This is a genomic window from Ktedonobacter sp. SOSP1-85, from assembly GCF_016587415.1.
Taxonomy (GTDB): domain Bacteria; phylum Chloroflexota; class Ktedonobacteria; order Ktedonobacterales; family Ktedonobacteraceae; genus Ktedonobacter.
The window spans coordinates 517,468-535,769 of sequence record NZ_BNJI01000001.1 but is presented as its reverse complement, the minus strand read 5'-3'; the positions used below and the strand labels follow the sequence as shown (position 1 = coordinate 535,769).

Here is an 18,302-nt window from a genome sequence, read left to right as displayed (position 1 = left end):
CGAGAACGAGCCATTGACTGGCAACATGCTGGCCTACCAGCGCTTGAGCAGGTGGGCCACTCTGCCTTCGGGTGTAACTTCGTAGCGAATACGATCTGGATTGATATTTTTGATCTTTTCGTTTTCCTCGACATCAGCTGCCGAAACGAGCGTATCCTTTGGATGGAGCATCTGCCAGATTTGTGTGGCAAGCTCTGGCTGCCCTTGCAGATACACATACTTGCGGACAGGCAACTTGGCATTGAGTGCCATGCTCTCGGCTTTGCCAAAGGCTTCTTTAGCCTGCTCATCATCCAGATACGGATCAACAATCTCCATCATACGAGGCGTATGAGGCCGCGTTTTCGCATCACTCAGATACAGGAAGACGACCGGACGATGTTGCTCATTATTATTGACCGCGGCACGGATAACCGCCTCATTACGTGGGTCACCTGGCTTGAGAATGGCCAGAATCGAGTTGGGCATCCGCTCTTCGATGCGTGTGACCACCACTGGTACAGTGACGCGGCCGGTGACTCTCCTGGAGCGCGCATGATAGAGGTAGGCAATAATCATACCCACAATCGTGATACTGCCACCGAAGATTGTGGCATCGCGCTTAAAGATCAGGTTCGTCACCCAGGCAATCGCAACCAGCAAAGTGGTCAGAATACCCAGAACATACTCGATCTTAAACCACAAGCCATGCGTCTCTTTTTGCGCTTCTTGCAGTGAGAGACCGGAGCCATTATTCAATGGCTTATCCGTATTACTGAGCGCTTCAATCTGCGAGAGTTGCAGGTCATGCGTCGAAGTGATGCTACCGACGCCAGCATGGCCATTCCCTTGTGTGTTCAATGCCATGCGCCTCTGACGTGCCGCGCGGGCCTTCCGCCAATCGCGCGTGCGAACCACGTCCAGGCCCAGGCAGGTGAGCGTAAAGGCGCCCAGGAGGCCGAAGGCATACAGATCACCCAGCAGGTTGATGTTACCGTTGACGGCGATAAGGATCGCAACCGGAATCAAGGTTGCCAGGGCAATAGAGAAGTGAGGGGTATCGCGCAGCTTATTGCGCTTCAAGATGACTTCCGGCAGGAAGCCCATCCGTGAGAGGGCCATAAACACATGATACGCACCGATAATTGCCGTATTACTGGCGAAGACCAGCAGCGCGCTGGCGCTGATAGCCACCTCTGTCTGGAGGGCAACGCTACCCCAATTACCTGCCAGTAGCGAAATGACCTGCCCGGAGGTATCCGGATTGGTCAGGATATTGGAAGGAAGTAGTTGTGTCGAGAAGAGCGTCAAAAGTGGGCTGGTGAGGCCAATCGTGATGACCACCAGAAAAAGGGCCTGTCCCGCAACCTTCTTATGTGGGCGCTTCATAACGGGGGAGAGCTGTGAGATACTCTCCAGGCCCGAGAAGGCCAGGAAGGCGCTGGCAAAGCCAGTTAGCAGGGCTAATCCCGTCAGATGCTGATTGGCAAACATTTTCGGGAAGAGCTGTAAAAACTCGCCGAATGAAATGTGGGTAAAGACGGTGAAGAGGATGGCGATATCACTGACAAAGGCGATAATCGCGCCAAAGAGACTCACCTTCGCGCTTTCACTGATGCCTACCCAGTTGAGGATGCCAAGGAGTATGACGACGACAACCGTAATCCAAAGGATATAGGGTGCCAGCGTAGGCAGAACCACGTTTAGGTACTGGATGCCGGAGAGACTACTAATGGCTGCGGTCAGAAAGTAGTCAACCAGGATAAACATACCCCCCAGCGCACCAAACCAGGGGTTAAGGGCCTGTGCTCCCACTGTCACGACGCCGCCGCCTTGAGGATAGCGATGTGTTACTTCTGCATATTTTAATGTGAGCAACACAAAAACGGTCATCGTTAAGAAGACGAAGAAACCCGCGAGCCCGTGAACGGTTTGATAGAGAATTCCAGGTGTGTAGTAGACCGAGGTCCCAATATCTGCAAAGACTACTGCCCAGCAGAGTAAAGGGCCAAGCATATTTTTTGTATTATGCTCGCTTCCCTCATGTCCTACCTCTGATGTTGTTGAAGCCACAGATTCCTGTGCCATGTCGAACTGTCATCCTTTTGGTCGAGAATGATGCGAGGAGGCTTGCCCTCCTCTAGGAAACTTGCATGCTTGCTAGATGTAGCATGCAAGGCTCTCACGCATGCTACATAGTGTAGCATACAAGCCATTTTAAGCCCAGCTCGACACTTTGCCAAACTGGTCTATTTCCCTCATTGAGGCTGCAAATGGTCTATATATGTTAAACCGTATCTACTTTTGACCAGGCACATTGCTGTCAATTTGACAGTCAGTTTCAAGCAGGCTACAGCTGCCTTTCTCCTCGTTTCGCCCATGAAATGGAGCGTTAATTAAAGACTTCTTACCCATCCGCAAGAGATGCAAAATAAACGCCATTGGTGTTTGGTCAGATACGGAATACACATGTTAGAAGTGTACCTCAATTGAACTAACGTTGGCAACAATCCTCGATCAAATAAAATCGCGCTTTTAAGCGCTTTCAGCGTATGAATTCCTACCGAGCAAATCGCTGGTGGAAGATGAGCTTGATGATGGAGAAAACGAGAAAGGGGATGCTTGCTTTCGGAACACAGTTGGTGCGCCAGTCACGTTCCTGGCATGAACCATGACTGCTTCTTTGTGGTCTCGCGCTTCGCCCGCTTGGCATTGGGAAAGCTCCTGGGCTGAGAAGATCACTTGTCTCAATTGAATAGTCAATAGGGATTCCAGGGAGAGACAGGAAAAAAGCCTTAACGTGGCAGGATCAAGGTGATGAACACGTGTGTTACAATAATTGCAATATAGATGAGTATGTATATTTGAAGGAAAATTTATGACAACACTCTCTCAACGGGTACGTATTCTGCATAGTAATGACATCCATGGACGTATTGATGGTCTGGCCCGCATTGCAACGCTGGTGAAGCAGGAGCGTGCGGCTTTTTCTCACCTACCGATTCTCTATCTTGATGGTGGTGACATAGAAGAATCCTCGGTACGCTTGAGCAATCTGACGCGTGGCACAGGAATGCACCGTCTGCTGGCGGCCGCAGGCTGTGACGTCGCGACGATTGGCAATGGCGGTCTGCTGCGTTATGGGTACGAGATTCTGAAGGAGTATGGAGAGGTTTCGGGTTTTCCCCAACTCCTGGCCAACCTGCGCCTGCCCAACGGCACGAATCCTGAAGGTGTACAGGCTGCTACCATTCTCAAGGCGGGAGCGTTGCACCTGGGTGTGATTGGCCTCTCTGAGAACATGTTTAACAACTATACAAAATATTTTGGCATGCTTGAGTTACCGGCAGTAGCGCTTGTGCGCGAACTGGTGGGACAGCTTCGCGAGCAAGGAGCCAACGTGGTGATCCTTCTCTCACATATGGGATTGAAGAACGATCGCGAACTTGCCAGCGAGCTACAGGGTGTGGTTCCCCTGATTATTGGTGCGCATACGCATGACCTACTACCCGAAGGCGAGCGTGTTGGTGAAGTACTGATTGTTCAGGCGGGCTGCTACGCGCAGCATCTTGGCTATCTTGATCTGCTCTGGGATGGTGAACGCCTCTCAGTCGAGCGCGTACGCGTCGAGCCCGTCAGCGAGGAAATTCCTCTATCTCCAGAGATAGAGGTAGAGGTCAAGCTGATTGAAGAGGATATTACGCATGTGTTTAGTGAAGTCATCGGCGAACTCATGGAACCACTGGACTTCTCAGAGGAGCGTGAGTGTAGTACGGTAAACCTCATGGCTGATATGCTGCGTGAACGAATGGGGGCCGAGGTGGCTTTGATAACATCGGGTGCCAGCTTTGTTGAAGCGCTTCCGTCAGGACCCCTAACGCGTGGAAAGCTCTGGGAAGCCTGTCCCTCGCCTGGGAATCCCGGGGTCGTGGATATGGCTGGTGCACAATTGCTTGCCGTTATCCAGCGTGGCCTCGACCCTGAAATGGTTGCCAGGCGACCCCGCCCATTGCGTGGACACGCGCAAGGCCTTCTCCACCTGAGTGGCGCAAGCATGCGTGCCGGGCAGCTCTATGTTGGAGATGAGCTGGTAGACCCAGAACGGATCTACCGTGTCGCGGGTTCAGACTGGGAACTGGACTCCTATGGAGGGTATACCGATCCCGCGTGGGGGCTCAATCCCACGTATGATATGCCTACTATCTTGCCTGAAGCTCTGGAGGCATATATCACACTACAGAAGCGTATCAGCGTGCCGGTGATGGGTCGCCTGGGGTAAAACATGCAGGAGCCATGATCTTGTAGAATCTCTTCCAGGTTGGCTGGATACGAGGATGGTTCCGCGAACCACAGAAAAGGGAGGTTCTGCCTGGAGCCTGTTATAAACTTTAAGGGAACTGCACCTGTTCGATCATTCGCGCCAGCCACTCAAGTTCCGCACGTATTCGTTGATCATTGAAAGCATTCAATTTTTCAACATAGGGCTGTACTTTGCCCACAATGGGGGAATCAAGATATTTCTGGTATCGTCCCTTTTCCAGGATAAGGGACTGGAGCGCCTGTATACGCGTTTGCAGGATCTTCACGCGATCCTCAGGCTCCAGGAAGCCGAAGAGGGCGAAACGCACATAGAAGTCCATATCGTTGCGAGCGATTGCGTGTGGGAAGTCGCGTAGCATCTCGCGCAGTTCGGACAGACCGTGGTCCGTCAAATGATAGATGTGGCGATTGGGCTTTCCTTGTTGCTCGATTGCTTCGCGTCGCACCACACCCATCTCCTCAAAACGCCGTAGCGCCGGATAGAGCTGATTATGGTGCAGTGTCACCAATCCGCCCAATGTCTGATCGTAAGCCTTCTTTATCTCATATCCATGCATTGGGCGAGAAAGAAGCGCGGCAAGTATAAGCATATCCGCAAGCATAGACGTCCATCCCCGATATATTCCACAAAAGAGCAAGAAAGACTGCGCTAGCCTTTCTGGAGCGTTGAGATCGTTTTGCCCGCTTCTATGGGCAAAATCTGTAGGGCTGCACGTGAGCCCATAGCAAGCTTGCGCAGTCTTTCGATGCGACCTCCGAATGTTATACCATAACCTCTGCCTCTCTACCACACTTTCTTTCAAGAGCAGAAAGGAAAATCAGAGATGGACAAGCGAGCAACTACTACCAGATCACCGGGAGATGAGCCGGACCGGTGGTCGCTGTATCGCCTGACCGCCAGGGCACCTCAGAAGGAGCGACTGCCAGGCGCACATTCGGCAGACGTTTGAGCAGCGTCGTCCAGAGCACCTGCATCTCCATACGCGCCAGTTGCTGACCCAGGCAGGCATGGATACCACGGCCAAAGCTGAGGATGGGATTTGGCGTGCGATCAAAATCCACCACGTCTGGATCAGAGAAGACCGATGGATCTTTATTGCCGGCATTAAAGGGTAGCACCAGCACTTCGCCCGGCGGGACATGGACGCCGCTGAACTCGACCTCTTCGCGGGTGATGCGCGGCCTACCGCCCGCACCCAGCAGGGTGACGCGCAGAATCTCCTCGATCGCGGAAGCCATCGCTTCTGCATCATCGACGCGCGCTTTCAACTGTTCCAGCAGATCTGGGCGTTGGAACAACACAAAAGCGGAATTGGTAAAGCTCGTGCTGGTCGTCTCAAAACCGGCGGCGATCAATCCAAGCGCGAACGAGAGCATCTCCTGCTCTGTAAGCACGCCATCGCCCTGTTCGTGGTTCTTCACCAGCAGACCCAGGACGGTATTGCTCGGATTGGCCCGCTCTTTCTCGATCAGGGGCATAATATACTGCACCATTTTCTGCCAGCGCTCCTGCTGTTCTTCTGAGGTGGCAGTGCGCGAGAGCAGATCGCGCCCCCATTCGCGGAAGAGCTTCTCATCTTCATAGGGAATGCCCAACAGGTCACAAATGACGGCCATCGGCGTTTTGATGGCGTAGTCCTCGTAGAGATCCGCCGGCGGTCCCTTGCGCTCCATCTCATCGATCAGCCGATTGGTCAGTGTGACCACCCCCGGACGCATCTCATTGGCATGCTTGACGGTGAAGGCCTGCGTAACCAGGCGGCGAATCTGGTTGTGGCGCTCAGGTGTCACTGTAAAGAGCGAACCCTCGCGTGTACGGGGCGAGACCTCCATGCGCGGCACATCGCCGTCTGAGCGGAGAATCGTGCCACAGCGCTGCGCATCGTTTGCAGCCTTCGTGATATCTGCATGGCGGGTCAACAGAAGCGCATCACCGCCGTAGGGCATCTTCACACGCGCTACCGGGCACGTTGCTTGCAACTCCGTATACTCTTTGGGTAGCTCCAGACGATGATCAGCCAGCGGAAACGGGAAATGGAGCGGTGCTGCTTCCTGCTGCACCTCCGGCACCTGAACGTTGACATCCTGTTCGTTACTCATAGGGCTATTTGCTCCAATCTAGAATTTGCCTGTTTTTATTACTATCTTGCTGAAATGAGGGAATCTTCGCAAGCGAGTTCCATGGAGGGTGGTGAATACCGCACCCTTCGTTTATCAGACCGCCTGGTCATTTTCTACAACAATGAGCTCTGAATCGTTTGCTTCGTCCTCAATGCTGAAGACCTGACCCGGACAGAGATCCACGGCCTGTCGCACTTTTTTCAGCAGTTCCAGAGAAGGTCGCTCATTGAGAACATGAACGGTGCCATCGCTGTCTCGCTGCTCAAAAACGTCGGAGCAGGCGAGCACACAGTTCCCGCCCGCAATACACTTCTGGGTATACGCGATCACGCGCACGTCATCACCTCCTTTCTGATATGTTACGTTGACATAGGTAATAATAATATATCAGAGAGGCAATGGGCAAGGTGATGAGAGGGAAAGTTAGGGGTGGAAATGGAGAGGAGGGATGCTAACAACATGTGTCAAGCACCCCTTGCAGTGTGTGCCACCTCGCGGTCGATTCTGGGCATTGTTCCGGTTTCTTTAGCCACGGCAAGAAGGGATGAGGAGAATAGTGAAGAGGTTCGTTCCTACAAAGAGCCAAGGAATGCGAGGCAATTGGACTGGCTTCGGATAAAGGATCACCCCTTGATGCGGTGGTATTTACCATGGTATAATCCAGAGTGGAAATACCACCGTAAATACCATCATATTCGCCCAAAAAAGGGAACAGAAACAGGAGCCGTTGTATGCCATCCAGTAAGGATCGTCAGCGTATCGAAATTCCAGTCCATTTCTATGAGCAACTGGCGCAGATCGCCGAGACGGAGGATCGCACGATCACCAGCGTCCTCAACCAACTGTTGTTTCAGGCTTTACAGGGCTATCAGCCGACATGGATACCCAGTAAACACCTCAGTCGCTTCAATGAGCATGCTCAGCATGTCCTCTCCCTCGCCCGCGAGGAGGCACTGTCCTTCAATCACCAGTATATCGGGACCGAGCACCTATTATTAGGTTTGTTGCGCGAACAAGAGGGCCTCGCAGCCCTGGCGCTGGAAAAATTGAGTGTCGCACTTGATCCTGTCCGTGCTGCTGTTGAAAAGAAAATTGGGCGTGGAAACCAACCTGCCAAGGAGGAAATTGACTATGTGCCCCGAGTTCGCAAGGTGCTCTCACTTGCGCTGGACGAAGCAGAGCGTCAGGGAAGTGCCTACGTTCGCACCGAGCATATCTTGCTGGGAATAGTGCGCGATGGTGGCGGTGTCGGCGCGGATATTCTCGATACTCTTGGGATTTTGGGAAAGGTACGCGCCCAGGTTTTCGAACTTCTCGGCTAGCTCTTCCCCTGCTTAAAAAAGGAAGGAGAAAACAGCATGACAGAAACTAGTGATGTTTGGACTGGCAAAGCCAGCAGCTACGATCGGGCGCGTCCGACGCCACCACCAGCTTTGCTCGATCTGCTGACGCAGTTGATTCACCTGCCGCATCCCGCTCTGATGGTGGATTTGGGCAGCGGGACTGGACTGTCAACCGCGATCTGGGGCGGGCGGGCCGAGCAGGTGATTGGGATCGAACCCAATGCCGATATGCGGAACGAAGCTGTCCGCAACGTCGAGGGCCATCCTTACGCAACACATATCGAGTATCGAGAGGGGCTTGCTCATCAGACGGGTCTGCCTGATGGGTGTGCGGATATCGTCACTGCTGCCCAATCGTTCCACTGGATGGAACCAACTGCGACCCTGGCCGAGATCACTCGGATTCTTCGACCCGGAGGACTCTTTGCGGCGTATGACTATGATTCGCCACCAGCAATCCATTGGGAGCTTGATTGGCTCGCCCAGGAGGGAAGTTTGCGCTTAATGGAGCTTGTCCGGGAGCGCGGATTGGCTCAGAGCTTCAAGATCTGGCCGAAGAACAAATCCCTCGACCCTCTGCGCGAGAGCGCTCACTTCCGCTTCACCCGCGAGGTATTGCTTCATCATATCGAGCAGGGAGACGCTGCACGGTTTCTTGAGATGATGCAGAGCAGTGCGCTCAGCCACCAGTTCCAATTCACCGAACAAGAGATCGGGTTTGATCGCCTCAGACAGGCCGCGCTCCAACATATCGGATCCAAACCCATTCCCTGGTATTTTAGTTACCGAGTCCGCATCGGAATCAAGTGAATGCGGGGATGTGAAAAAGCAAGTCCATCATACGTCGTCCTCATGATGGACTTGCTTTCTCCGTTCCTTGAGTGTATCTCGTTACGCAACCCGTGGGCACTATTCAGATCACATCAGAAACGCGCCTGGTATCAGCCCTGAGCGATCAGCCGTGGTAGTAGTCGGCGAGTGCGGTGAAGGCGGCCTTGGGTTCCCAGGGCATGTCGGGATAGGTGTCGCCGAGGCGGTTCTCCAGGATCTTGACAACGCCCCAGCTGGCCATGTCGAGGTCTTCGCGGGGGTTGCTGCGGTGTGGCCAGCCGTAGCAGACGAAGGTGCACGCGAAGGCTGCGTCGACGCCCTCGACGGTGAAGACGTCCAGCAACTCGCGCAGGTAGGTGGCCTGCTCTTGCTCGTCGCGGATGTAGTCGCCGTTGAGCCGGACCGGGGTGGTCCCGTCGAACTCGATCATCTCTCCGCCGCCGCGGGCGCCGTGGTCGGCCGCGCCGCGGTGGGTGGTGCAGCCGAACTCGGTGATCGCGACCGGCTTGCCCTGCGCGACCAGCGTGCGGACGCCCTGCTGGAAGACGTGGGCGATCTCCTTCGAGCGGTGGAGGTCGACCGAGACGATGTCGAATGGCGTCCAGTCGACGCCCTCGAACGGGATGGAGGCGTACGTGACCTTGCCACCGAACCGCTCGCGGACCACGGTAACGGCCCTGGCGAGGAAGTCGTTGATGCGGGCGGGTAGCCCGGTCAGCAGCTCACGCATCCCCGGCTCGCGCCGGAGCAGACGGCCGGTCCGCTCCTCGAGGCTGTTGCCCGGCAGGAACCCGCTGTTGAACAGGCTCAGCTCGGCGCCGGTGACGAACACGACCTCGGCTCCCCGGTGGCGGATCCGCTCGGCGCGCTCCGCGCCGTCGGCGAGCAGGTTGAGCATCTCCTCGGGACCGAACTGATAGGTGAACGGCGAGAACCAGACCTCCAGGCCCAGGTCGGCGGCATGGCTCGCGGCGAATTCGAGCCGGTCCAGGTCATTGCCGAACAGGCGCACCGCGCTGCAGTGCAGGTCGTCGCGGATGATCTGCAATTCGCGCCGGACGATCTCGTGGTCGAACGGCCGACGGGTGACGCCGTCAACACTGAATCCGGTGTCGTAACCGATGCCCTTGACTCGCGGAGATCTTTTTTGTTGCACGACTGATTCGGCTTTATTGATCTTCATACACGTTTTCCTTTCGAACACTTTTTTTGCTTCATACACTAAAACATAAGAAAAGGACAGGAGGGCATCAGGACATAGTATCCACTAAAGCGATACTCCCTTCAGCCTCCAAGCAAGCTGCTCTACGATTGTTCTGAGGCTTTCTTCTCGTCTGTTAAGGGCTGAAAAAGTCGCAGAACGATCTGGGCATCAGGAACGTAGGTGCGAAATTGTTCTGGATCTCGTAGAGCCCAACGGGTGAGGCCATCAAGACAGGCACTCATCACCGCTACCAGTTGATCCGGGTCGCCCGGCGCGACCTCGCCGGTGGCTTGGCCCTCGACAATCAGTTGTCTCATCGTTGTCAACAGCATTTGATAGCGTTTGCTGAGCGATTCGCGTATCTCTTCGGGCATAGCATCAGCATCGAGGGCATGTTGAAGCAGTTGATGGGCCTCAAGTGGTTCGCGCTGCCCTCGTGCTCCCACGATACTCGAAATCAGCGTAGCAAGATGTTCCCCTGGTGTTCCAGGCATCTTCACCAGCTTCTGGAACTCGGCAGAATCGTCTGGTACTGTTTGCTTGACCAGCTCAGAGAAGATCGCCTCCTTGTCAGCAAAGTAGCGGTAAGCCAGTCCAAGACTAATCTGAGCTTCAGCGGCAATATCTGTGATCGTCGCTTCCATCCCCTTGCGCGCAAAGACGCTCCTGGCACTTTCCAGGATCTTTGCGCGCTGCGCTTCGCGGATGCGTTGATTCGCTTCTGGCGTTCGAGGCATTCCACTGTCCTTTTCAATGAATAAAAATTTCTTTCATTGAAAAATATACCTCTTCAGCCCATCTTTGTCAAGCGCTTTCGGGGAGTGTACCATTCGATCAGAAAAACTTCTCCTAGTGTTGACACATCACCTTGCACACGCACTCACTACGTTCTTTCTCTCCAATACAGCTTCGTTGCCGAGTTGATCCTCTCCGCCGAATTCTTGACAACCTGGAAGTGAGCACCTATAATTATGACTGACTAAGTCAGTCATAATTCGAGAAGGAGGGACAGCGATGCCTCGAATAGCAGAGGCGAAGCAACACATTGTTTATAGAATCTATTGAGACAGAGAAACGAAGTGAGGAAGTGAAATGAGTTCAACGAAAAGCGGCACCTTGCGCGTGCCTGGTGCACATCTCGCCTACGAGGTACGCGGCTCTGGCCCCGTCCTACTTCTGATCCACGGCGGAGGTGGCGATGCCCGTGCCTTCAACGGCGTCGCCAAGCACCTTGCCAGCCAGTACACCGTTGTGACCTACGACCGCCGGGGCCTCTCCCGCAGCACGCTCGACAATCTAGAGGAAGAACAGCAGGTGGAGATGCATAGTGACGATGCTCACCACCTGTTGGCTGCGGTCACGTCCGAACCGGCGTATGTGTTTGGGAGCAGCGGCGGTGCGGTCGTCGGACTCGACCTGGTCGCACGCTATCCCGAACAAGTGCGCACATTGATCGCGCACGAGCCCCCATCTCATCTGTTGTCTGGGTTAGAAGAGCGCCATGATACCATCCGAGAAATCGCTCACCGTGATGGCGCGACTTCGGCGATTCAGCAATTCATGGCACAGATCGGTGTGACCTACGACGACCGGGAGCCGGATGCCGACCTGCCGGAACAAGGGGAGCGACCCACCCAGAACACCATGTTCTTACTGAAGCGGGAATTTGCCATGTATGACCGCTACCGGTTTGATTTCACCGCACTCAGATCCGCCTTGGTTCAGACTCGGATCGTGATTGCTGCTGGAGAGAGCGGACGAGCGTATGTCGGATATCAGAATGCGGTCGCAATGGCGGACAAGCTAGGGACGACCGTTGTGGAGTTTCCCGGGCACCATGTGGGTTACATCAGTCATCCGAGGGCCTTCTCCGCGAGGTTGCAAGAGGTGCTTGGCGAGACACCTCTCACGTAGGGTACAAGGGTGACCGCGTGTCGAGACATCGCGCAGACACGCGGTCACCCTCACGGTAGCTCTGGTCATGGAACGTAGCGCATATAGTATCGTTGACGCAACAGAACCCATCCCACGAGATCACGCAGCGCACCAGAGGCGTGGATGGCGAACGGTAAAATGGAGAATCGTATGGAAGAGCAGGAAGCAAGAGACAATGAACACGATCAAGCAGCAAAAGCGCATTTGGTCATGCTCATGCATGACCCTATTCCAGTTTGGGAGAAAGTCTAAAGCGAAAGCTTAGGTCATACGATGTTCAAATTCGATGACTCCAGGATTGCGGCTGCCGGGTCGGACTGGACGGTCCAGGTATGGAATGCGCAGACAGGGGCACAGCTCTTAACGTACCAGGGGCATCGCGACACTGCCTGGTCGGTCGCCTGGTCGCCTGATGGCAACTTCCTTGCTTCTGGTTCTGCTGATCACACAATCCAAATCTGGGAAGCGCCTCGGCTCTAAGCACAAGCGATCATGATGGTGTTCCGTTGCTCAAAGGAGAGTGGCACGAGAGTGCTATTCTGTACCGGAAATTCAACTAGTGGGTCAACTCGCAATTGGTTTGCAAAAGAGGAAAGAAAGGGGTAAACTGCAGGAAAAAGAAGCAGGAAGGAGCCAGCGATGGGAAGACCAAGAAAAGAAGAACTCCGAGATCTGAAGAAAGAAGAGCAGAAAGAGCTGACACGAGTAGTGAAAGCGACGAGTGAGCGTCTGGATGCCGTGAAACGAGCCAAAGCCCTGCTGGCAGTGGCAGCGGGAGCGACGCTGACAGTGGCGGGGCAGGAAGCGGGTCTGAGCCGGGAGGCAGTGGCTCAAATAGTTCACCGCTTTAACCAGTGTGGGCTTGCGGTTCTGGAAACAGCAACCGGGCGTGGTCGCAAACCAACGTATACGAGCGCGCAGCGGGCGCTTATCCTCGCAGAAGTCCAGCGCGAACCGGATCGTAAAAAGGATCAGACGGCCACCTGGTCGCTGATGCTGCTACGCGATGCCCTGCGCAAGACGGACCTGCCCCAGGTCGCCGCCGAAACGATTCGGGAGGTGCTCCACGAAGCAGGCTACAGCTACCAGCGCACGCGGACCTGGTGCCATACCGGCTACGCGCTGCGCAAGCGCAAAAGCGGGACAGTGACGGTGTATGACCTGGAGACGCCGGAAAAAAAAGACTGATCGAACTGGCCTGCGAGCAAGCCGAAGCAGACGGAATTGTGCAGTTGAACGAAGACGAAGCCGGACCCTATCAGGCCATTCCCCAGCCAGGGGCTTCGTGGGAACCAGAAGGCCATCCTGCTACGCAACCACATGAGTACGAGCGCGGGGGCACCGCCAAACTGCTGACTCTGTTCCGTCCAGCCACGGGCCACCTGCGCGCCAAAGGCGTGCTGTCTGCTCCTAACGCGGTGTTGCATCCCTGGCTGATCGAGCAACTCACCGAGATCTTAGCTGACATCGAAAAGAAGCATCCAGCAGCAAGCCAGCTGCCGGAGGAGGAGCGCCCTGTCTGCGCACGCTGGGAGACCTGGCTGGGCCATCCCCCACGCAATCCTGAGCCGCCCTTACGCATTGTACTGGTGCTGGATAATCTGGCGGGACACCTCTCATATGATCTGGTGCGTTGGTTCTTTGATCACGGAGTCATGCCGCTCTACACGCCCATTGGTGGTTCCTGGCTCAACATGGCGGAGTCGGTGCAGCGCATCATTGTGAGCCGCGCCCTCTGCGGGCAGCATCCCAAAGATGCGCAACAAGTCATTGAGTGGTTAGAGCAGACGGTGGCAGGCTGGAATGCTGATCCGACACCCTTTGTCTGGAATGGCAACCGACGCAGGCGTCGTGAACGCGCTCGCCTGCGCCGGTTAGCTGGCTCTGGGGCGGCCATGCGGGTTTGCCAGCCATTTGTCAGTTGACCCACTAGTTATATCGCATAATATAGATATGTATCTATCTAACCTGTGGAGCATAATGAAAGAGATCTCAATGCTTGATCATGATAACCTGGAAGAGTTCCGCGATCCGCAGACCTTTGATCTAGAGGACGAGGGCTACTATGCTGATTGGCCATTAACTAAGCAGTGGGCGCGTTCGCTTGGTGGACCGCTGCTTGACCTGGCGTGTGGAACAGGACGTATTGCCCTGCGCATGGCTGCGGAAGGTTACCAGGTTACAGGCGTGGACATAGTGCCAGAGATGATTGAACGGGCTCGCCAGAAGGCTATTCAGCAGGGCGTCTCGATTGACTGGGTGGTGGCTGATGCGCGCACATTCCACCTCCAGAAGCGTTTCCCATTCATCTACATGCTGGAAAATGTCTTCCAATTCTTTCTGACGCGAGAGGATCAGGAAGCGATGCTGGCACGTGTCCGGGAACACCTGGAGCCGGAGGGATGTTTCCTCTTTGAAACGCGCAATCCCACCCCACGCAATCTCCTGGAAGTCCGCCATCCCGACCCATCGAAGTACACGCTGCCTGATGGGGGACAACTTCTAACCACCGAAGAGCAATATTATGATCCCATGACCCAGATTCAGCATTATACCCGCCAGCTCACGTTCCTCCATCCAGATGGTCAGCGCCAGGAGAAGACCCTTCACACGAACCTGCGCTATGTTTTCCCACAAGAGATGGAAGCCTTGCTCTTCTACAATGGATTTCAGATTCGTGCCTGCTATGGTAACTGGCAACAGGATCCTCTGACCGCTACATCACCCGCGATGATCTATGTCTGCCAGAGGCGTAGCTAAATCCATGCATCAAATCGCTCAAGCTATGACAGGCCGCCTGTACCACAGAGAGGCTAACTGGTTCTAGCTCACAAACGTAAGTAGCAGGCCAGTCGACGAGCATTTTTAAGAGAGACGCTGTTAAGACGTATTACGCGTATATGTAGACGCATAATATATATTGGCAGCGCATCCCCACTTTTCTATCTCTCCTTAAAGACATTCCTGGCGACGCTGATGCCATTGAGGGCTGCTGGGAAACCTGCGTAGACCGCCATCTGTATGATGACTTCTACAATTTCCTCTTTCGTCGCACCAACATTGAGGGCGGCGTTAATATGGACCGCGAGCTGGGGCTGAGCTGTGCCAAGGGCGGTACACATAGCGACGGTCGCGAGTTCCGTGATCTTGTCGTCGAGTCCGGGACGACCGATAACATCGCCATAGGAGAACTCGATGATGAAGCGCCCCAGATCGGGGGCAATACCCTTGAGGCTTTCGACCACAGCCGCGCCAGAGCCACGGCTTACGCGCTGAAGCGTTTGCATGCCATGCTCGTAGCGGTCGCCTATCGTTGTGCTGCTATCAATCGCTGGTTTGTCTCCGCGTTGCCCAAAGACCTCACGGGCTGCTGTGATACCGTTGAGGGCCGCAGGAAAGCCAGCATAGACACTCGCCAGGATCAGGATCTCGACGATCTCCTCGGGCTTCCAGTCAAGGTTCCTTGCTCCATGGATATGGTAGCGCAGCTGGGGCGCAGCGGTACCCAGGGCTGCCAGGGCGGCTACAGTACAGATCTGCCGGGTCTTCAAATCAAGATTGGGGCGCGCTAAAACATCGCCATATCCAAATTCTACAGTGAAGCGGCCCAGCGCGGGCGCGATGTCGTCGAGGGCACGAATGGGGGCATCATAATTCTCCCCGCCAACTTTCTGGAGAATAGCTATTCCACGCGTATAGCGGTCTTCATCCTGTGCTACTTTATCAAATGTATCTACTTTTTGTTCATTCATACGATAAGATTCTTCTTTCTAGCCTTGGTTAGACCTTTCTAGAATATCACATCCACATATGTTGGTCATGTCCGAAAACCGCTAGACACGCTTCTCTTCAAGGCGTATAATAGCGCTTGCTCGCTTCGCTGATGGAAATGAAGCCATGGCTATTTCCGTGCATCTTTGGGTACGTGGAGTATCTCCTTTGTCAGGAACAAGATAGAAATAGAGAAATTAGGAAATCCATTAAAAATGCAGAAAGCACTCAATTTTCCTCGCTCACTCTGGGTTCTATGTATAGGCACCTTTTTTAACCGTATTGGTGGTTTTGTCAGTGCCTTCCTCATCCTCTATATGACAACCAAAGGTTATATCGCTACCCAGGCGGGTATGGCTGCCAGCGCCTATGGTATTGGCAGCATCAGCGCTGCTGCTCTTGGTGGCTATTTTGCGGATCGAATGGGGCGGCGAAATACAATTATGCTCTCTATGTTTGCTTCAGCCGCCACCATGCTTGTGCTATCGCAGGCAACAGCATTGTGGCTGATTATTGTGCTTGTTACCCTGGCGGGCTTGACGACGGAGCTGTATCGTCCAGCCTCCGGTGCGCTTATCGCGGACCTCGTTCCATCCGAGCAGCGGGTGGGTGCGTTTGCCCTGTATAGATTAGCGATTAACCTGGGGGTAACCGCGGGATCAGTAATCGCGGGCATTCTTGCCAGTCACTCGTTTATATTGCTCTTTATTGGTGATGCCTTGACCTCGGTCATCTTTGGCCTGCTCATCCTCTTTGCCCTTCCCGCTGATGTGCGTAAACGAGCAGAGCCGTCATCCAGACAAAGCAATTTCTTCCAGGCTGTATTGCCGGATCGCGGCTTCCTCATCCTCCTGGTAGCAGGGATCGCCGTTGCCTTTGTCTATCTGCAACACCTCTCTACTATGGCTCTCCAGGTTCAGGCGCTCGGCTTATCGAATGCTGTCTATGGGCTATTGCTTTCAGTCAATGCCCTCGCTGTTGTGTTCCTCGAACTGCCAATTAGTGCCATAACTCGCCGTTTTCCCAGGCCTGCTGTGATCGCGCTTGGTTTCCTGCTTATCGGGCTGGGCTTTGGCTTGTTCGCGTTCGCGCCCACTATTCCCTTGCTAGCACTGGCTGTGATCATCTGGACACTTGGCGAAATAGTCCAGGGACCGGTCACGACCGCCTATGTAGCCGATCTCTCGCCGGAGCACCTGCGAGGGAGCTATCAGGGGGCCTGGGGTATGACCTGGAGCCTCGGCCTGATCCTGGCCCCTCTGCTTGGCACACTTGTTTTTACGTGGAGCATGACTGGTTTATGGCTCCTTTGCGCTCTGCTAGGAACGCTGGCAGCGGCGAGCGTGCTGCTCATCACACGCCCAGGCCCCAAAGATAGGCCAGAGCAGGCCATCAGCAGTTCAGAGACCACCCTGGCCGATGTAGGCATGCAGGAATAAGAGGCGAATTGTAACAGCATAAAGCAGGATTGTTAGCGGGGAACGAAGTGCTCCAGGGGTGGCACGTGCTGGATATAGGTAATAAAATCCAGCACATCAGGGACGGCAGGTGTGATCGTTAGCTCTACGGGCTGGTGGCTGCGTGAGCGAGGACGCGTGTCCAGGGCTTTAGACTCGCTGAGCCAGCCCGATTGGAGCCAGGTCGTATAGGGCACAAAGGTTGCGGCTCCCCGGCGCGCAGGTTGGCGGCGTGCGTTCCCTGTGTTGATAGGCGTCAGTGTGGCCTGTTCCGCGTAGCGTGCCAGCAGGCGCTCGGTATCTATGCTGAGCACAATCTGTGGACGCTCCTTCATCGCCCCGCGCATCCGGTTCAATCGCTCGGGATCGAGCCAGAAAAAGACGCGGGCATTGAGCAAAGAGTACCATTGCGCTGGCGTCATCTCGTGCAGGCAGCGCTCCAGGGCCGTGGGAGGCATCGGCTTCTGATCCCGGATCAGGATGCCTCTGGGCAGTGTGAGCGATTCGGTACGCTGCTGCTCAAGCACGCTCCTCTTCTGCGCAGGCAGACCCGCCTGCTCAAGAAGAGTTTGAGCGCTGAGGAGGCCGTATTGCTGGATAAAGGGCCAGTTGCCTTCCTCAGCTATGTGATAGATTGTGGATGGTAGGCGCTGTTGTGACATATGTATGGCTTACGCGAAGGCGACCTCACTGGTTGGTTTGACTGTGATGGTGTGCTCGGGAGAGCCAAAACCATTGAGGGTCGCGTTATGATGGGCGACAATCTGCTCCGCGTTTAGCACGACACGATCAATGGTCGAATGGGCATCGCCGACCAGCGTCACATCATAGCCGTGACTGATCGCGGCCCGGCAGGTGGTGTCGACACAGAAGTCGGTGCGGCAGCCCGTGATGACGAGATGGGTAATCTGGCGCGCCTGGAGCTCCTCGTCCAGCGTCGTGGCGAGAAATGCATCGGGTGAGCGCTTGGGGATGATCGTCTCGCCTTCCAGCGGTGTGATGGATGGGTGAATGCGCCAGCCACGCGTGCCAGGAACCAGGGAACTGGGCGCCTCCTCCTGGTGCTGGATATAGATCACAGGCGTTCCGCTGGCGCGTGCCTGCTCCAGGAGGTGCGCGATATTGGCTAGCAACTCCTCCTCACGATAGGTTGGCCGCCCTGGAACTTTAAAGAGGGCTACCTGCACATCTACAATGATCAATGCTGTCTGCTTGCTCAAAACCTACTTCTCCTTTGATCCTCCGGCCCGCTTCTTCCAGCCCGGAGCATGTTGTCGCCCCCATTATACCTCATCTTCAGAAGCGTATTTTGATTCCATGTGCCGAGATACGTTAGGTTAT

Annotated in this window: 18 protein-coding genes; 9 read left to right on the top strand and 9 right to left on the bottom strand. The window is 54.9% G+C overall.

What is annotated here, in order from left to right; genetic code table 11:
• Positions 1–33: 33 nt before the first annotated feature.
• On the bottom strand, positions 34–2,067 hold the full coding sequence (locus KTE_RS02580; protein ID WP_201378194.1) for an APC family permease: 2,034 nt from the start codon (positions 2,065–2,067) through the stop codon (positions 34–36).
• A gap of 790 nt (positions 2,068–2,857) precedes the next feature.
• Here KTE_RS02580 and KTE_RS02575 point away from each other — a divergent pair.
• Positions 2,858–4,258 carry a bifunctional UDP-sugar hydrolase/5'-nucleotidase gene (locus KTE_RS02575; RefSeq protein ID WP_201378193.1) on the top strand — a complete coding sequence of 467 codons (1,401 nt, stop codon included), beginning with the start codon at positions 2,858–2,860 and terminating at the stop codon, positions 4,256–4,258.
• A 109-nt stretch (positions 4,259–4,367) separates the two neighbouring features.
• Here the strand turns inward: KTE_RS02575 and KTE_RS02570 are convergent, their stop codons facing one another.
• From KTE_RS02570 to KTE_RS02560, 3 genes are all read right to left on the bottom strand, one after another.
• On the bottom strand, positions 4,368–4,901 hold the full coding sequence (locus tag KTE_RS02570; RefSeq protein WP_201378191.1) for a PadR family transcriptional regulator: 534 nt from the start codon (positions 4,899–4,901) through the stop codon (positions 4,368–4,370).
• A 241-nt stretch (positions 4,902–5,142) separates the two neighbouring features.
• Positions 5,143–6,399, bottom strand: a complete 1,257-nt coding sequence (locus KTE_RS02565; protein WP_201378189.1) for a cytochrome P450 — start codon at positions 6,397–6,399, stop codon at positions 5,143–5,145.
• Positions 6,400–6,513: 114 nt separating this feature from the next.
• Positions 6,514–6,756 carry a ferredoxin gene (locus KTE_RS02560; protein WP_201378187.1) on the bottom strand — a complete coding sequence of 81 codons (243 nt, stop codon included), beginning with the start codon at positions 6,754–6,756 and terminating at the stop codon, positions 6,514–6,516.
• Positions 6,757–7,151: 395 nt separating this feature from the next.
• On the opposite strand from KTE_RS02560, the gene KTE_RS02555 reads away from it, so the two are divergent.
• Both KTE_RS02555 and KTE_RS02550 read left to right on the top strand, forming a co-directional pair.
• Positions 7,152–7,742: a Clp protease N-terminal domain-containing protein gene (locus KTE_RS02555; protein WP_201378185.1), complete on the top strand. Its 591-nt coding sequence runs from the start codon at positions 7,152–7,154 to the stop codon at positions 7,740–7,742.
• A 36-nt stretch (positions 7,743–7,778) separates the two neighbouring features.
• On the top strand, positions 7,779–8,573 hold the full coding sequence (locus KTE_RS02550; protein ID WP_201378183.1) for a class I SAM-dependent methyltransferase: 795 nt from the start codon (positions 7,779–7,781) through the stop codon (positions 8,571–8,573).
• 145 nt (positions 8,574–8,718) lie between these two features.
• Here the strand turns inward: KTE_RS02550 and KTE_RS02545 are convergent, their stop codons facing one another.
• Both KTE_RS02545 and KTE_RS02540 read right to left on the bottom strand, forming a co-directional pair.
• A complete protein-coding gene (locus KTE_RS02545) occupies positions 8,719–9,777 on the bottom strand; it encodes a hypothetical protein (RefSeq protein ID WP_201378181.1) in 1,059 nt (352 codons plus the stop codon).
• 122 nt (positions 9,778–9,899) lie between these two features.
• Positions 9,900–10,535: a TetR/AcrR family transcriptional regulator gene (locus KTE_RS02540; protein WP_201378179.1), complete on the bottom strand. Its 636-nt coding sequence runs from the start codon at positions 10,533–10,535 to the stop codon at positions 9,900–9,902.
• A gap of 355 nt (positions 10,536–10,890) precedes the next feature.
• On the opposite strand from KTE_RS02540, the gene KTE_RS02535 reads away from it, so the two are divergent.
• The 5 genes from KTE_RS02535 to KTE_RS02515 all read left to right on the top strand — a co-directional run bounded on the left by KTE_RS02535 (position 10,891) and on the right by KTE_RS02515 (position 14,493).
• Entirely contained in the window at positions 10,891–11,712 is an 822-nt protein-coding gene (locus KTE_RS02535; RefSeq protein WP_201378177.1) for an alpha/beta fold hydrolase, read from the top strand.
• Between the two features lie 294 nt (positions 11,713–12,006).
• Positions 12,007–12,213: a WD40 repeat domain-containing protein gene (locus KTE_RS02530; RefSeq protein ID WP_201378176.1), complete on the top strand. Its 207-nt coding sequence runs from the start codon at positions 12,007–12,009 to the stop codon at positions 12,211–12,213.
• Positions 12,214–12,372: 159 nt separating this feature from the next.
• A complete protein-coding gene (locus tag KTE_RS02525) occupies positions 12,373–12,921 on the top strand; it encodes a helix-turn-helix domain-containing protein (RefSeq protein WP_201378174.1) in 549 nt (182 codons plus the stop codon).
• Between the two features lie 38 nt (positions 12,922–12,959).
• A complete protein-coding gene (locus KTE_RS02520; protein ID WP_236600254.1) occupies positions 12,960–13,658 on the top strand; it encodes a transposase in 699 nt (232 codons plus the stop codon).
• Positions 13,659–13,728: 70 nt separating this feature from the next.
• Complete coding sequence (locus KTE_RS02515) at positions 13,729–14,493, top strand: class I SAM-dependent methyltransferase (RefSeq protein ID WP_201378172.1); 765 nt, start codon at positions 13,729–13,731, stop codon at positions 14,491–14,493.
• Between the two features lie 182 nt (positions 14,494–14,675).
• Here KTE_RS02515 and KTE_RS02510 read toward each other — a convergent pair whose 3' ends face one another.
• Positions 14,676–15,485 carry a carboxymuconolactone decarboxylase family protein gene (locus KTE_RS02510; protein WP_201378171.1) on the bottom strand — a complete coding sequence of 270 codons (810 nt, stop codon included), beginning with the start codon at positions 15,483–15,485 and terminating at the stop codon, positions 14,676–14,678.
• A 234-nt stretch (positions 15,486–15,719) separates the two neighbouring features.
• On the opposite strand from KTE_RS02510, the gene KTE_RS02505 reads away from it, so the two are divergent.
• The gene (locus KTE_RS02505) at positions 15,720–16,943 is read left to right on the top strand and encodes an MFS transporter (protein ID WP_201378170.1); all 1,224 of its coding nucleotides are present in this window, start codon (positions 15,720–15,722) and stop codon (positions 16,941–16,943) included.
• Between the two features lie 32 nt (positions 16,944–16,975).
• Here the strand turns inward: KTE_RS02505 and KTE_RS02500 are convergent, their stop codons facing one another.
• Together KTE_RS02500 and KTE_RS02495 are read right to left on the bottom strand one after the other, a co-directional pair.
• Positions 16,976–17,623 (bottom strand): hypothetical protein, encoded by a 648-nt coding sequence (locus KTE_RS02500; protein WP_201378169.1) that lies wholly within the window; start codon positions 17,621–17,623, stop codon positions 16,976–16,978.
• A 9-nt stretch (positions 17,624–17,632) separates the two neighbouring features.
• The gene (locus KTE_RS02495; protein ID WP_201372253.1) at positions 17,633–18,181 is read right to left on the bottom strand and encodes a cysteine hydrolase family protein; all 549 of its coding nucleotides are present in this window, start codon (positions 18,179–18,181) and stop codon (positions 17,633–17,635) included.
• Between the last annotated feature and the right edge of the window lie 121 nt (positions 18,182–18,302).

Bases quoted from the DNA above. Each gene is read 5' to 3' on its own strand.
- KTE_RS02580 (WP_201378194.1), bottom strand. From the start codon at position 2,067: ATGGCACAGGAATCTGTGGCTTCAACAACATCAGAGGTAGGACATGAG.
- KTE_RS02575 (WP_201378193.1), top strand. From the start codon at position 2,858: ATGACAACACTCTCTCAACGGGTACGTATTCTGCATAGTAATGACATC.
- KTE_RS02570 (WP_201378191.1), bottom strand. From the start codon at position 4,901: ATGCTTGCGGATATGCTTATACTTGCCGCGCTTCTTTCTCGCCCAATG.
- KTE_RS02565 (WP_201378189.1), bottom strand. From the start codon at position 6,399: ATGAGTAACGAACAGGATGTCAACGTTCAGGTGCCGGAGGTGCAGCAG.
- KTE_RS02555 (WP_201378185.1), top strand. From the start codon at position 7,152: ATGCCATCCAGTAAGGATCGTCAGCGTATCGAAATTCCAGTCCATTTC.
- KTE_RS02550 (WP_201378183.1), top strand. From the start codon at position 7,779: ATGACAGAAACTAGTGATGTTTGGACTGGCAAAGCCAGCAGCTACGAT.
- KTE_RS02545 (WP_201378181.1), bottom strand. From the start codon at position 9,777: ATGAAGATCAATAAAGCCGAATCAGTCGTGCAACAAAAAAGATCTCCG.
- KTE_RS02540 (WP_201378179.1), bottom strand. From the start codon at position 10,535: ATGCCTCGAACGCCAGAAGCGAATCAACGCATCCGCGAAGCGCAGCGC.
- KTE_RS02535 (WP_201378177.1), top strand. From the start codon at position 10,891: ATGAGTTCAACGAAAAGCGGCACCTTGCGCGTGCCTGGTGCACATCTC.
- KTE_RS02530 (WP_201378176.1), top strand. From the start codon at position 12,007: ATGTTCAAATTCGATGACTCCAGGATTGCGGCTGCCGGGTCGGACTGG.
- KTE_RS02525 (WP_201378174.1), top strand. From the start codon at position 12,373: ATGGGAAGACCAAGAAAAGAAGAACTCCGAGATCTGAAGAAAGAAGAG.
- KTE_RS02515 (WP_201378172.1), top strand. From the start codon at position 13,729: ATGCTTGATCATGATAACCTGGAAGAGTTCCGCGATCCGCAGACCTTT.
- KTE_RS02510 (WP_201378171.1), bottom strand. From the start codon at position 15,485: ATGAATGAACAAAAAGTAGATACATTTGATAAAGTAGCACAGGATGAA.
- KTE_RS02505 (WP_201378170.1), top strand. From the start codon at position 15,720: ATGCAGAAAGCACTCAATTTTCCTCGCTCACTCTGGGTTCTATGTATA.
- KTE_RS02500 (WP_201378169.1), bottom strand. From the start codon at position 17,623: ATGTCACAACAGCGCCTACCATCCACAATCTATCACATAGCTGAGGAA.